Genomic DNA, 13810 nt, shown 5'->3' with positions numbered 1-13810 from the left:
TAAAGATTCTATTACCAAGTTTGCGTAGACTTGAATAATTCAAGTGTCTTATTCAAACTAGCTTCGATATCTTTATTGTAGTCACCGCTTTCGTTGATAGTAGCCATCAGCTCAGCATGCTCATTGTTTACATAGGTATGTAACGCCGCTTCACAATCAACAATTTTGTTGATTTCAACATCATTTAAAAAGCCTTTTTCTGCGGCAAATAATGACACTGCTGTTTCAGCGATTGACAATGGGCTGTATTGCTTTTGCTTCATCAATTCAGTAACACGTTGACCATGCTCTAATTGAGCGCGAGTCGCGTCATCTAAATCTGATGCAAATTGAGCAAATGCTGCTAATTCAGCATATTGGGCTAAAGCTAAACGAATACCGCCACCAAGTTTCTTGATGATTTTCGTTTGAGCAGCACCACCAACACGAGATACTGAAATACCGGCGTTAACTGCTGGGCGGATGCCCGAGTTAAATAAGTTAGATTCTAAGAAAATCTGACCATCGGTAATTGAAATTACGTTTGTTGGTACGAAAGCAGATACATCACCCGCTTGCGTTTCAATAATTGGTAATGCAGTTAATGAACCTGTTTTACCTTTAACTTCACCGTTTGTGAATTTTTCTACGTATGCTTCGTTTACACGAGCAGCACGTTCTAATAAACGACTGTGAAGATAGAAAACATCACCTGGGTATGCTTCACGACCTGGCGGACGACGTAAAAGTAATGAAACTTGACGGTAAGCAACTGCTTGCTTAGACAAATCATCATATACGATTAGCGCATCTTCACCGCGGTCACGGAAGTATTCACCCATTGAACAACCAGCGTATGGTGCTAAGTATTGTAATGCTGCAGCTTCAGAAGCAGATGCAACAACTACGATTGTGTTTGATAACGCGCCGTGCTCTTCTAGGTTACGAACAAGGTTCGCTACAGTAGAAGCTTTTTGACCTATAGCTACGTAAACACACTTAATACCCGTGTCTTTTTGGTTGATGATAGCGTCAATTGCAATCGCTGATTTACCGATTTGACGGTCACCAATGATTAATTCACGCTGGCCACGACCAATTGGAATCATAGAATCGATAGACTTAATACCAGTTTGAACTGGTTGGTCTACTGATTTACGTTCGATTACACCTGGTGCTACAACTTCTACTGGAGAGAAGCCATCATTATCAATTGGGCCTTTGCCATCAATTGGTTGACCTAATGTGTCAACTACGCGGCCTAATAAACCACGACCTACTGGTACTTCTAAAATACGACCAGTACCTTTAACTTTTTGGCCTTCCGCTAAATCAGCGTAAGGACCCATTACTACCGCACCGACCGAATCTCGGTCAAGGTTTAACGCGATAGCAAAACGGCTACCAGGAAGTTCGATCATTTCACCTTGCATTACATCGGCAAGGCCATTGATACGAATAATACCATCTGTTACAGAAACGATAGTACCTTCGTTACGAGCTTCGCTGACAACGTCAAACTGTTCAATTCTATTCTTGATCAGTTCAGCGATTTCAGTGGAATTCAGTTGCATGCTCTGTTCCCTTATCTAAGATTGTAGTGTTGTTGCTAAGCGGTTCAGTTTACCTTTGATTGAACCATCTATTACCATGTCACCAGCTTGTATTACTAAACCGGAAACGATACTCGCATTAACAAAACAATTAAGCTTTACTTTACGTGCCAAGCGCTTTTCAAGCGCGGCGCTTAATGTTGTTTTTTGCTCTGCTGTTATTTCTACAGCAGAGGTTACATCCACAGAGACCTCTTGATCAAATTCAGCTTTTAATGCTATAAATTGTTCAAGAACTTGTGGTAGCACCAACAAACGTTCGTTTTCTGCCATTACTTTTAAAAAGTTTTGGCCTTGGCTGTCTACTTGTTCACCACAAATATTTAAAAATAATGTTTGTGCTTGCTCTGCTGATGCTCCACCAGATATATAACCGGTAACGGTTACATCTTTAGCAACTTCAGCAGCAAAAGTTAGCTGGCTTAACCAGCTATCAATTGCTTTAGCTTCAACAGCAAAGTCGAACGCTGCTTTAGCGTAAGGACGAGCGACAGTTGTCAATTCAGACATAGCTCTTTCCTCTTAAAGTTCAGCGACGAGTTTGTCTAAGATATCGCTGTGTGCAGCGACATCAATTGAACGCTCAAGAATTTTCTCGGCACCAGCTATAGCAAGAACAGCTACTTGTTTACGTAGTTCTTCTTTAGCACGGTTACGTTCAGTTTCGATTTCTGCATGACCAGAAGCTAAGATTTTTTCTTTCTCAGCTTGTGCTTTACCGGCTGTTTCCTCAACAATTTTGGCTTCATGTTTTTTAGCAGCATCAACGATAGACGCAGCTTCAACTTTAGCTTCTTTTAATTGGGCTGTAGCTTTCTCTTGAGCAAGCTCAAGATCTTTAGCAGCACGGTCAGAAGCAGCAAGTCCATCAGCAATAATTGCTTGACGAGCTTCGATGGCAGCCATAATTGGTGGCCATACAAACTTCATACAGAAAATTACAAATACGACAAATGCGATTAACTCACCTATTAATGTGGCATTAATATTCATTTGTGTACCTCCTAATTAGTTATTCGTTAAAAATTCTAGTAACTTACTTATTAAGCAAGTACGAATAACATATATAGGCCGATCGCAACACCGATCATCGCGATAGCATCAATAAGACCCGCTACGATGAACATTTTTACTTGAAGTTGTGGTGCTAGTTCAGGTTGGCGAGCAGCAGATTCTAAGAACTTGCCACCTAAAATACCAAAACCAATCGCAGTACCTAAAGCACCTAGACCGATTAATAACGCAACAGCGATGAATAACATATTTATCTCCGATAATTTAAAGTTAATGTTAAAAAGTTAAAAGTTAAAGTTTAAAAAGTTGTACAAAAAATGTTCTTTGGGACATCCTGTCCCCATTAATAGAGTTAACCCCATCAATGTAAATTAGTTTTTTAGGCTTCCTGCCTTCTACTCTACAATAAGAGCCGACTCCGTCGTTCTAAATTTGCTTAGAAAACCTAGTGATCTTCATGCGCTAAACTAAGATATACAATAGTTAACATCATAAAGATGAAAGCCTGTAATGGGATAATCAACAAGTGGAACGCTGCCCATAAAAAGTGTACTGGCAATTGGAATAAACCAATGGTTGCAATAAGTAAAAATATCAACTCACCCGCATATAAGTTACCAAACAAACGTAAGGCTAATGATAATGGACGTGCTAATAAGGTAACCAATTCTAATACAAAGTTAATTGGATACATTGTCCAATGACCAAAAGGTTGCGTAGTAAGCTCTTTAATGAAGCCACCAACACCTTTCACTTTAATTGAATAGTAAACTGTTAGAATAAATACGCCTAATGCCAATGCAAAAGTCATATTTGGATCTGCTGTTGGTACAGGTTTCATGTAAACATGCGACATTTCAACACCACCAACCGTAGCGATTAACCAAGGTAGTAAATCAACAGGTACCCAATCCATCGCATTCATTAATAACACCCAAACAAAGACGGTTAAGGCTAATGGTGCAATTAAAGGATTAGAGCCGTGAAAAGTACTTTTGACACTATCATCAACAAATCCCACAATTAATTCGACGCCAGATTGTAATTTACCTGGTACACCCGTTGTTGCTTTTTTAGCAACTGAGCGAAAAATATAAAGAAAAATACAGCCTAAAAACACCGACCAACCTAAAGTATCTAAATGTAAGGTCCAAAAACCTTCACCGACAGTTAAATTGGTTAAATGATGTTTAATATATTCTTGGCTGGTTAACTCAGCAGCAGCAGACATATTAATGTTCCTAATGATTAAAGTTTAAAATAAAATTCTTTTGTTACTATTTTATTAGCTATTGTTTAATAAAAAAGGGCGTTACTAATGGTAAAGCCATTACAAAACAAAACATGCTAAAAAAAGGTATTGGCAGTAGTACTAAAAATTTAAAGGCGAGTACAAATAACAAAGCCGTTAATACCATTTTCAATTTTACACCGCTAAAAAAGGATTCAACCACTAATTTAGACGATTTGGCTCCAGCATACTTAAATGCTTTAAGCGCAAAAACTATATTGGGAATTATCGTTACTACACCTGCAGTCAAAATTGACTTAGCATGGTCTAATCCCCAAATAAAATAACTGAGTAATGAACATAATAAAACAACACTAATGGCTAAAATATTTTGTTGCCATGCTAGCCTTCGACCAGCAATAGTAAGTTTATTTATCATTATTACTTCTTACATAAAGTTAAAACAAAGCATACGAATAAAGTTGTAAGCTATGTGCTCTTTTAAAGTAAAAACTTTATAAGTAAAAACTTTTCGCAAGTATACCCATTGTGGTTGTTTTTGCAAGAAAATAGGGCAGAGAAGCCCTCATTTTTTGCGAATAATTACTATTTATTTAATAAATACGACTAAAGGATTAGACCTTTCTTCAACTTACTTAAACTAAAGTATATAGCCACTTCATTCTCAAGTATAAAGCTCGGATGAATAAAAAAATATTATTTAAGACAAAAATCGTAAAACAACCTAGAAGTTTATAAACATACCTATTACAAAGTTAAAAAATAGCTTGTTTATAATAGGGGCTGTTGATCTTTCGAGATTGTTTTTGCAGCGATTTGTTGAGTAGTATTTGCTTAGAATGATTAGGCTAGATACTACTCGCCGCGATTTAAACGCTTTACTCTCTTTAAAAAAGGCGAACAAAATCTGTTACAGGGTAGTGTTTTCTGTTACTTCAGATCAACGAGTTGCTTAAACGTACATTTAGTTAAAGACAATTACTTGATAACAACTCTATTTTGACCATCAACTTTAGCTGCATAAACAGCCTTCTCCGCTTTTTCTAGTAAATAACTCATAACACCAATACTTTCATCCCACGCAGTAACTCCTACGCTGACAGAAAATTTTATTTTAGTATCATTAATGATTACAGTGTGATTTTCTACCGATGTACAAATACGCTCAGCTAAAGCATGAGCTTGTTGTATCTTGGTTTCAGGCATAAGAATAACAAACTCTTCTCCTCCAATACGTGCAAAGATATCTGTATTTCGTACATTAGCATTACAAACTTGACATAATTCTTGTAATACACGGTCACCGGTTGCAAGACCATAAGTATCATTCACTTTTTTAAAGTTATCAATATCTATAATCATTAATGCAAGTCCATGTTTATAACGTTTAACTCGCATTAATTCATGTTCTGCCAATTCATTAAATTTACGTCTATTCATCACGCCTGTTAATCTATCTAGTGAGGAAAATGAGAGAGGTATTTCTTTTTCATCTTCTTTTTGATCTTCAAAAATAGTCAGTTTTACCGTTGTAAGCGTTGCTGCTATATCAGCTTGTAATAACTTACGGCGGCTATATTCATAAGCATTGATGATGTTACTTATTTCGTCATGAGCAAAGTGATTCGTAAATCGTAAATTTCTATACCCTTGAGATAAGTGAATCATTGCTTTGGTTATACGGCGTATAGGGAAAATAATGCTTTTAGCTAATAACCAAGATATAACAAGTGTCATTATAATAATAAAGAGCAATATGATCGCAATGCTATAAGCAAGTTGTTGCTGGTAATCAATTGTCTCATTAATGGAAGTTTCAGTATTTACAACAAGTTGTTTAGTTAATTGCTCAAGCAGATCTATTTTACTTGTCATGGATTTAAACCATTGTTCACTACTTATTTCAATCTGAGTTTTGTCTGTGCTTGATCTAATAATATCTGCTTCAATTTGTTTAACTACATTAAATTCTTTACTGCTATCAAGTTGCTTCCACTCAATATTTTTCTGATTACTAGTAAGACTATTATAAGTTCTTGATAGTCCTTCTTGTTTGCCAATTAACTGGAAAAATAACTGATATTTATCATACTCTTGATTTTCTAGTAAATTCATACCCAAAGCACGCTCTTTTCTTACAGCTTCTTTTAAATCAATTATTACGGATATAACGGTAATATTACGGGAAAAATCACCCTCAATATCTAATAAAATCATGCCATCATAAAGGTTTAATAAGGTTTCAATTGTGCTCTGATAATATTTCTGCATATTATTAACATTGCTAAGTTGCTCATCAATAGTCTGGCGTTTTTCATTTAAACTTACCAATAACCCTTTACTTTCATTAATATAAAGCTGCATACCATCATTAATCAATGGTGGTGACAATAGAGATAAATTCTTTTCATAATTATTTAATGCTGTATCTGTATTAAATCTCTGCTCTGTTAACCTAGTATAATTCTCCTGATAATTTGAGCTTATATACTGTGAAGATAAGTCACGCTCAATTTGCAGGTTGTGGGAAAGGTTATTAATATTGCGAATGGCACCACTAAGACCTAGTAACTGCTGTGCGCTATTGTAATGCACAAAACTTTGCCAAAAAATAAAAATACATAGTGACATAAAGCTAATAATGGGGACAAAAGCACTTAAAAAAATACGTTTATTTAACGTTATTTTTTGGCCAATATTGCATAATAGTTGACTTAAAAAGGAGTTTTTAGTTTTTGAAGTGGTTGCTAGGCCATTATCATGCACCGTTTGTGCATAAGACATATCATCAATAATAATATGTGTCATTAGCCAATTAAATAGAAATAAATGAACTTCTTTAGCTACTTCAACGGTATCTGAATGTAATAATTTATCTCTAAGTTCATGAATTTTATTTAGAAAATCAAGGTGCTGCTGTTTATGTTCTTCTATATCTCCATAATTACATTGCTCTAACAATAATTCTTCTTTAGAAAAATGTTTTTTGACATGTTTTTCTAACTTTTCAAAGATACCGATAATTACAAGATGAGTACTGCCATTATTAATAGCGTCATTGATTTCATTAATTAACAATAAAAGTGTCTTATGATCTTCATCTATTGACTCAACGCCAACACTCATTCCGTCATTCCACTCAATATTGCTCATAGTGGTTAATACCCTTTGTTTTTTTATTATTATTATTTAATATATAGGCTGATTACTTGAGTGATAAACAACGGTTTGCTAATTAATTTTTGTGAGTAAACCTTCCAACTCAGCTAAATTAGTATAAGAGATTACTAATTTACCTTTACCTTTTTTATTATGATTGACAGTAACTTTGAGCCCTAATTTATCAGCGAGGTTTTGCTCAATAGCAACACTACTTTGATCTTTCTCTTTTACTGGGTTTTCTTCACTTGGGTTTTGAATTTTTTTAATTAAAGCTTCTGTTTCTCTCACCGTAAATTCTTTTGTTGCTACTGTTCTTGCCGCTTCAGCTTGCAAATCATCATCAAGTGCTAATAATGCACGCGCATGACCCATTTCAATGTCGCCATTTTCCAAAAAGGTTTTAACTTCATCATTTAGATTATTTAAACGTAATAAATTTGTAACGGTAGTACGAGATTTACCTACCGCAATAGCAACCTCTTGATGTGTTAAATCAAATTCAGTTAGTAAACGTTCTAACGCAATAGCTTCTTCCATTGCATTAAGATCTTCCCGTTGAATATTCTCAATTAAAGCAATCGCAACCGCTGACTCATCAGGTACGTCTTTAATTATACAAGGAACTTCTGTTAATTGAGCCAATTGAGCTGCACGCCAACGACGTTCACCAGCAATAATCTCATACTCGCCTTTTACTTCATCTAATAGTCTAACAACAATCGGTTGAATAATACCTTGAGATTGAATAGATAGTGATAGTTCTTCTAACGCGGTATCTGACATATCTTTACGCGGCTGATATTTTCCTGGTGATAATTTATCTATTGCTATTTTTCTTAAATCCCCATCCTTTGGTGTATATTCACCACTTTCTTTTTCACCATCTAGAACAGGCGCTTTTATTTGGGGAGTAAGTAAAGCGTCAAGACCTCTGCCTAATCCGCGTCGTTTTGCTGTGCTCATAATATTCCTTGAATTTATTCAGCTGACTTTTCAATTGCAGAAGCTTCACTCTCTGATGAAGATGACGCTATTTTTGTATTTTTAACTGGGCTATTTTTACGTAACACTTCTCCCGCTAATGCTAAATAAGCTTTAGCGCCTGTTGAAGATTTATCATAATACATAGCAGGTGAGCCGAAACTAGGTGCTTCAGCTAAACGAACATTGCGAGGAATAACACTGCGATATACTTTATCACCAAAATGACGTTTTAATTGCTCTGAAACATCATTAGCTAAACGGTTACGAGGATCATACATGGTACGTAAAATACCTTCTATATGAAGATCGCTATTAACTACAGTGGTTAATTTAGAAATAGTATCCATTAAAGCAGTTAAACCTTCCAAAGCATAATATTCACACTGCATAGGTACAAGCACAGAATCTGCTGCGGTCATAGCATTTACGGTAAGCATATTTAATGAAGGAGGGCAGTCAATAATGATAAATTCATAATAGTCTTTTACGGGTGCTAATGCTGTTTTTAGTCTTTGCTCACGTGCGTATACTTCCATCAACTTAATTTCAGCCGCAGTAACATCTGCATTAGCAGCAATAAGATCATAAAGACCGGAGGTTTCTGTTTGAACGACTTGTTCTACTGATTGTTCTTCAATTAATAGTTCATAGCAGGTGGCTGGTACTTCATATTTATCAATACCACTTGCCATAGTGGCGTTACCTTGCGGATCGAGGTCTATTAATAATATTTTGCGCTTAGTTGCGGCTAAAGAGGCGGCTAAATTAACCGCGGTAGTGGTTTTTCCAACCCCACCTTTTTGATTTGCAACTGCAATTATTTTTCCCACAAACGCCTCTTTTTAAAATTTATTTTTCAATACATTTTTTTAATACAATAACATGTCGTTCACCAACAAGCTCAGGAACAGTTATTTTATGAGTAGACACTAATTTTATATTGTCAGGCAATTGTGCTAATTCATCCTTTGGGTATTGTCCTTTTAATGCGAAGAACTGTCCATGCTCAATAGTAATTAAATGTGAGCACCAACTAACCATGTCATTAAGTGAAGAAAAGGCTCTACTTAACACCCCATCAAAAGGCGTTTCAACAATGTATTCTTCTATGCGTGCTTTTATTGGCTGAACATTAGTTAATTTTAATTGAAATACTACTTGTCTCAGAAAAGTAATACGTTTTCCTAAACTGTCTAATAGTACAAAATTTCGTTCTGGATATAAAATAGCCAGTGGAATACCCGGTAAACCAGGGCCAGTACCTACATCTATAAAGTTTTCACCTTGTAATACTTCGCCTACCATTAAGCTGTCCATAATATGCTTAACAAGCATTTGCTGTGGATCACGAACAGACGTTAAGTTATACGCTTTATTCCATTTATGTAAAAGCTCTACATATTGAATAAGTAATTGCACCTGTTGTTCAGATACTTGTAATGTTGTTTTCGCAAGTAATGCTTTTAAATCCGTTGTTAGAGTCATTTTTTATTGCTTTATTAATACTGACTGAACTTACTAAGCTATTTTGCTTAGTAAACCATGTTTTTTTAAGTAAACCAATAATAACGAAATTGCAGCAGGAGTAATACCAGAAATTCGAGAAGCTTTACCAATAGTTTCTGGTCGTGCATCTTTTAACTTAGCAACCACTTCATTAGAAAGACCCGATATTTGATGATAATCAAATTCCAGTGGAATCAAAGTGTTTTCATTACGATTTTTCTTCGCTATTTCATCAAGCTGTCTATCAATATAACCGGCATATTTTGTTTGAATCTCAATTTGTTCTGAAGCTTGCTTATCAGCAATTTCAGGTCCTAGTCCTTCAATTTTCATCAAATCTTCATAACGCACTTCAGGTCGACGAATAAGATCTTCAAGACTTGCTTCTTTGCTCATTGGGCTTTTAAGTAATTTATTTACTTGTTCAACACAAGCATGGTCTTTTTGCACCCAAGTATCTTTTAATCGTTGACGTTCTAATTCAATATTTTCCATTTTTTCATTAAAACGCTGCCAACGTAGATCATCAACTAAACCCACTGATCGTCCTTTTTCAGTTAAACGAATATCAGCATTGTCTTCACGTAGTAATAAACGATACTCGGCACGTGATGTAAACATTCGGTAGGGTTCTTTAGTACCTAATGTAGATAGATCATCAATAAGCACACCCATATAGGCTTGATCACGTCCTAAAGTAAACTCATCTTTACCCTTAACACGATTAGCCGCATTAGTTGCTGCAATAAGTCCTTGGGCACCGGCTTCTTCATAACCCGTAGTACCGTTAATTTGTCCCGCAAAATATAGATTTTCAATAAATTTACTTTCTAGCGATTGTTTTAAATCACGGGGATCAAAATAATCATATTCAATTGCATAACCAGGACGAGTTATAAAGGCATTTTCAAAACCTTTAATTGAACGCACTAAATTCATTTGTACGTCGAAAGGTAGACTCGTAGAAATACCATTAGGATAAATTTCGTGAGTAGTTAAACCTTCTGGTTCAACAAATATTTGGTGAGAGTTTTTATCAGCAAAACGAGTGATTTTATCTTCAATAGAAGGGCAGTATCGTGGGCCTATTCCTTCAATGACACCTGTATACATCGGTGAACGATCAAGACCATCTCGAATATGTTGATGAGTTTGTTCGTTAGTATGCGTGATATAACACGAAATTTGCTCAGGATGATCCTTTCGTGATCCCATAAATGAAAATACAGGTCGGGGTGTATCACCGGGTTGTTCTTCCATTACTGAAAAATCTAACGATCTCGCATCTAAACGAGGTGGCGTACCTGTTTTTAAACGATCCATTCTAAATGGCATATCACGCATTTTAGCGGCTAAATTCATGCTAGCAGGATCACCTGCTCGGCCACCTTGATAATTGTTTAAACCAATATGTATTAGGCCAGAAAGGAAAGTTCCTACGGTTAGCACTACCGTTTTACTTTTAAATTTTAGTCCCATTTGAGTAGAGACACCAACAACACGATCATTTTCTAAGATCAGATCATCACAAGGTTGCTGAAAAATAGTTAAATTCTCTTGATTTTCCAAGCTTTTTCGAACGAAAGATCTATACAGCGCTCTGTCTGCTTGGGCACGTGTAGCTCGTACGGCAGGGCCTTTGCTAGCATTCAATGTTCTAAATTGAATAGCGCTATGATCAATGGCAGTAGCCATTAAACCACCTAAGGCATCAATTTCTTTTACTAAATGACCCTTACCAATACCACCAATGGCAGGATTACAAGACATTTGTCCTAACGTATCGATGTTGTGAGTCAACAGCAAAGTTTTGCAACCCATTCGTGCAGAGGCAAGTGCGGCCTCGGTGCCAGCATGACCACCACCAACAACGATTACATCATAAAACTCTTGATACCACATAAATCTAAACCTTCAGGGTTACGTTTTTAATAAAAAATAAATAACTCAGCTTGATGAAATTATTTTCATCAAAAAAAGTAATTCGAAAAATCAGGAGACATATTTTAGCGCTTTTTTGGCTTGAGGGAAACGATCAAATGATTAAAAAGATCAGACACCGATCTCTCTAATATATTATAAGATCTTTATAAAGATCTTATTACTATTACTTATTAAGGAATGATATTTCTGTGTGTAAGCCATTTTTAAGTATATTTTATATAGAGTTACCTGAATGATAAGTCTGTGATCAATACTTGATCAAGTAGCAAATAAGCTTTGATCAAAACACCTAGTTATACACAGGGACATTTAATTTAAAAGTTAACCACTGAATAATAAAGTTAAATTAATAGCTTATTCACTAAAGTATCCACAATGGCTTTAATATGTGATCTATATTGTGAATAAGTTATGAGTAAGATCACTATAAAAGATCTATATTTTGTTTTAACCAGTTTTGGGCAAGTAATTCTGGATCGATATCTTCACTCATATCTAGCATATTGATCGCTATTAACTCTTTACAACCTTTTGTTTTTAAAGTCTTATCTAATTCTACGCCAGCTTTGCAAAAAGTATCATAACTAGAATCTCCGATCGCTATGATCATAAAGCTAACTGAGGATAGATCTTGTTCACAATTTTTAAGATCAGTTACAAAAGCTTGAATATTGTCAGGGAAGTCACCAGCACCATGAGTTGACGTACATATTAACCAAACCTGTTTTTTGGTGGTATTTTGAGCAAATGTGTTTTTAAGGATCGATGTGAAGTCTGGTTTTAAATGTAAATTTACCTGATGATCAAGTATGTTTAGTTGTTCTTCACAGGCTTCAGCAACATATTCTGTTCCACCTAGCATGCTACCAACAATGATTTGAAATGTGCTCATATAACAATTTCCAATAGTTAATTATGGGGTTATTGTAATATTATCGAGCAATTAATTTAACTGATATTTTGTTATTTGAGGTAATAAAGTGAGAGTTTTTTAGCCGAAATTTTCTTTGATTGAGTAGTATATGGTTAGTGTTTTTTAGTAAAAAGTAGTGATAAAAGGATAAAATTTCACCGCTAGTTAAGATTGTTCTACTTATTTATTTTGGCGTTCAATCGGCCAATAACTTTAAAGTTTTTGCCATATATTTTCTAATGAATTACTTATTAGATGTAATAGTAAAAAACTTCATTTATTATGGCAAAGTAAATATACACAAATTCAAAATTTAGATCCGGCTTTTCCGCACCTTTCTGTTATGGAGTTTATTGCAATAGACAATCCTAGGTTAGTACCACACTAAGCTATTACGACTGTTACTAATCTTGATAATATAGAAGCTTATATCTTAGACAAGGAGATTAAAGATAGTGCTTTATACATAAGGGCAATAGATATTCCTGCTGGTTCTATGTTTTCCAGTATAGATGGAGTCTGTGAATAACTTAGGGAACGGAACTTTGATATATAAGTAAAAAATCAAAAAGAAGGGCACGGTAAACCACACATCATTTTGGGATATTATCAATACAAAAACTAATCTAAATTTCATTCTAGAAATTAATCGGTGCAAAATTTAGCCAAATATTTTGAAAGGTCTTTTTGCGCATTGCAGACATTAGCTTCAAATTCTTTGCCATATATAATCTTATCAAAATCAATGTTTTATCTTGATAGGGCAATGTACGCAGTGTGATTTTTTTTGTCATGAGCTGAAAGTTATTTTCTACGGCATTTTAATATCCGTATATTTATCGAACAAAAAAGCCTTTACTTTAGGGTGTATTTTATTTATAAGGTACTATATGTAACCACAGCATGGATGCAGAACAATAATAAAAAGGTCCAACATGCTGCAAAATTTAACCCAAGTCACTATCATTTATTATCAAGAGGAATCACTTGAATTACTACACGAAGTGAAATTAATACCAAGCAATGAGCAAGGAAGAGTAGTCATAGCTGAAGGGTTTAAAGAAGGTAAATCAATTATTGCTGTATGCGTAGGTGAAATTCAAATTTTAGATAAAATAGGCGATCGTATTTTGCCCATCGTCAATGTCGCTTAGTCAATTATTGAGTCTGAATAAAAATATCTGGTAACCATCCTAAAGAAAATGAGTGTACCTTTTAGTTACACTATACCTAACTATTATAGGTTCTTGTTTGAGGCGTTGGTACAAAATCTAATCTGAAGTATTGAATGGCGCTTATTAACTAATGTCTGCTTGTGTTGCTGCCGGAGTGAACCCGCTGTTATTTGCCGCAGAATAAATTGCCGATAAGAACGTATTCACCCGATTGTTCTTTTATGATGATCAGTGCTTAAAATAACAACTCATCAGTAGACCCACTGCT

General features: G+C 35.1%; 13 protein-coding genes. 1 reads left to right on the top strand and 12 read right to left on the bottom strand.

The genetic code is table 11. The annotated features are described in order from the left end of the window. Nucleotides 1-11 precede the first annotated feature (11 nt). The 12 genes from atpA to DWA31_RS08065 all read right to left on the bottom strand — a co-directional run bounded on the left by atpA (nucleotide 12) and on the right by DWA31_RS08065 (nucleotide 12346). Nucleotides 12-1553, bottom strand: a complete 1542-nt coding sequence (gene atpA / locus DWA31_RS08120; protein ID WP_114326103.1) for a F0F1 ATP synthase subunit alpha — start codon at nucleotides 1551-1553, stop codon at nucleotides 12-14. A 15-nt stretch (nucleotides 1554-1568) separates the two neighbouring features. After that, nucleotides 1569-2102 carry a F0F1 ATP synthase subunit delta gene (gene atpH / locus DWA31_RS08115; protein ID WP_114326102.1) on the bottom strand — a complete coding sequence of 178 codons (534 nt, stop codon included), beginning with the start codon at nucleotides 2100-2102 and terminating at the stop codon, nucleotides 1569-1571. Nucleotides 2103-2114: 12 nt separating this feature from the next. Further along, nucleotides 2115-2585: a F0F1 ATP synthase subunit B gene (atpF, locus tag DWA31_RS08110; RefSeq protein WP_114326101.1), complete on the bottom strand. Its 471-nt coding sequence runs from the start codon at nucleotides 2583-2585 to the stop codon at nucleotides 2115-2117. Nucleotides 2586-2635: 50 nt separating this feature from the next. Continuing rightward, nucleotides 2636-2854, bottom strand: coding sequence for a F0F1 ATP synthase subunit C (gene atpE / locus DWA31_RS08105; protein WP_114326100.1), 219 nt, complete (start codon nucleotides 2852-2854; stop codon nucleotides 2636-2638). 197 nt (nucleotides 2855-3051) lie between these two features. Further along, a complete protein-coding gene (atpB, locus tag DWA31_RS08100) occupies nucleotides 3052-3837 on the bottom strand; it encodes a F0F1 ATP synthase subunit A (RefSeq protein ID WP_114326099.1) in 786 nt (261 codons plus the stop codon). A 58-nt stretch (nucleotides 3838-3895) separates the two neighbouring features. Further along, nucleotides 3896-4276 carry an ATP synthase subunit I gene (locus tag DWA31_RS08095; protein ID WP_114326098.1) on the bottom strand — a complete coding sequence of 127 codons (381 nt, stop codon included), beginning with the start codon at nucleotides 4274-4276 and terminating at the stop codon, nucleotides 3896-3898. 560 nt (nucleotides 4277-4836) lie between these two features. Next, nucleotides 4837-7011 carry a bacteriohemerythrin gene (locus DWA31_RS08090; protein ID WP_114326097.1) on the bottom strand — a complete coding sequence of 725 codons (2175 nt, stop codon included), beginning with the start codon at nucleotides 7009-7011 and terminating at the stop codon, nucleotides 4837-4839. 78 nt (nucleotides 7012-7089) lie between these two features. Further along, nucleotides 7090-7983, bottom strand: a complete 894-nt coding sequence (locus tag DWA31_RS08085) for a ParB/RepB/Spo0J family partition protein (protein WP_114326096.1) — start codon at nucleotides 7981-7983, stop codon at nucleotides 7090-7092. Between the two features lie 14 nt (nucleotides 7984-7997). Next, nucleotides 7998-8834, bottom strand: a complete 837-nt coding sequence (locus tag DWA31_RS08080; RefSeq protein WP_245942552.1) for a ParA family protein — start codon at nucleotides 8832-8834, stop codon at nucleotides 7998-8000. 19 nt (nucleotides 8835-8853) lie between these two features. Further along, entirely contained in the window at nucleotides 8854-9489 is a 636-nt protein-coding gene (gene rsmG / locus DWA31_RS08075; RefSeq protein ID WP_114326095.1) for a 16S rRNA (guanine(527)-N(7))-methyltransferase RsmG, read from the bottom strand. A 33-nt stretch (nucleotides 9490-9522) separates the two neighbouring features. Beyond that, nucleotides 9523-11412, bottom strand: a complete 1890-nt coding sequence (gene mnmG, locus DWA31_RS08070; RefSeq protein WP_114326094.1) for a tRNA uridine-5-carboxymethylaminomethyl(34) synthesis enzyme MnmG — start codon at nucleotides 11410-11412, stop codon at nucleotides 9523-9525. Nucleotides 11413-11878: 466 nt separating this feature from the next. Continuing rightward, nucleotides 11879-12346, bottom strand: a complete 468-nt coding sequence (locus tag DWA31_RS08065) for a flavodoxin domain-containing protein (protein WP_114326093.1) — start codon at nucleotides 12344-12346, stop codon at nucleotides 11879-11881. A 956-nt stretch (nucleotides 12347-13302) separates the two neighbouring features. Here DWA31_RS08065 and DWA31_RS08060 point away from each other — a divergent pair. Then, nucleotides 13303-13521 carry a TIGR02922 family protein gene (locus DWA31_RS08060; RefSeq protein WP_114326092.1) on the top strand — a complete coding sequence of 73 codons (219 nt, stop codon included), beginning with the start codon at nucleotides 13303-13305 and terminating at the stop codon, nucleotides 13519-13521. The last annotated feature ends 289 nt before the right edge of the window (nucleotides 13522-13810 follow it).

Source organism: Candidatus Colwellia aromaticivorans (assembly GCF_003333305.1).
Classification (GTDB): Bacteria; Pseudomonadota; Gammaproteobacteria; order Enterobacterales; family Alteromonadaceae; genus Colwellia; species Colwellia aromaticivorans.
The sequence above is the reverse complement of the archived record's forward strand: the minus strand, read 5'-3'. Positions and strand labels throughout refer to the sequence as shown.

Coding starts and splice junctions, on each gene's coding strand:
- atpA (WP_114326103.1), bottom strand. CDS start 1,553: ATGCAACTGAATTCCACTGAAATCGCTGAACTGATCAAGAATAGAATT.
- DWA31_RS08095 (WP_114326098.1), bottom strand. CDS start 4,276: ATGATAAATAAACTTACTATTGCTGGTCGAAGGCTAGCATGGCAACAA.
- atpB (WP_114326099.1), bottom strand. CDS start 3,837: ATGTCTGCTGCTGCTGAGTTAACCAGCCAAGAATATATTAAACATCAT.
- atpH (WP_114326102.1), bottom strand. CDS start 2,102: ATGTCTGAATTGACAACTGTCGCTCGTCCTTACGCTAAAGCAGCGTTC.
- rsmG (WP_114326095.1), bottom strand. CDS start 9,489: ATGACTCTAACAACGGATTTAAAAGCATTACTTGCGAAAACAACATTA.
- DWA31_RS08090 (WP_114326097.1), bottom strand. CDS start 7,011: ATGAGCAATATTGAGTGGAATGACGGAATGAGTGTTGGCGTTGAGTCA.
- mnmG (WP_114326094.1), bottom strand. CDS start 11,412: ATGTGGTATCAAGAGTTTTATGATGTAATCGTTGTTGGTGGTGGTCAT.
- DWA31_RS08065 (WP_114326093.1), bottom strand. CDS start 12,346: ATGAGCACATTTCAAATCATTGTTGGTAGCATGCTAGGTGGAACAGAA.
- atpF (WP_114326101.1), bottom strand. CDS start 2,585: ATGAATATTAATGCCACATTAATAGGTGAGTTAATCGCATTTGTCGTA.
- atpE (WP_114326100.1), bottom strand. CDS start 2,854: ATGTTATTCATCGCTGTTGCGTTATTAATCGGTCTAGGTGCTTTAGGT.
- DWA31_RS08085 (WP_114326096.1), bottom strand. CDS start 7,983: ATGAGCACAGCAAAACGACGCGGATTAGGCAGAGGTCTTGACGCTTTA.
- DWA31_RS08060 (WP_114326092.1), top strand. CDS start 13,303: ATGCTGCAAAATTTAACCCAAGTCACTATCATTTATTATCAAGAGGAA.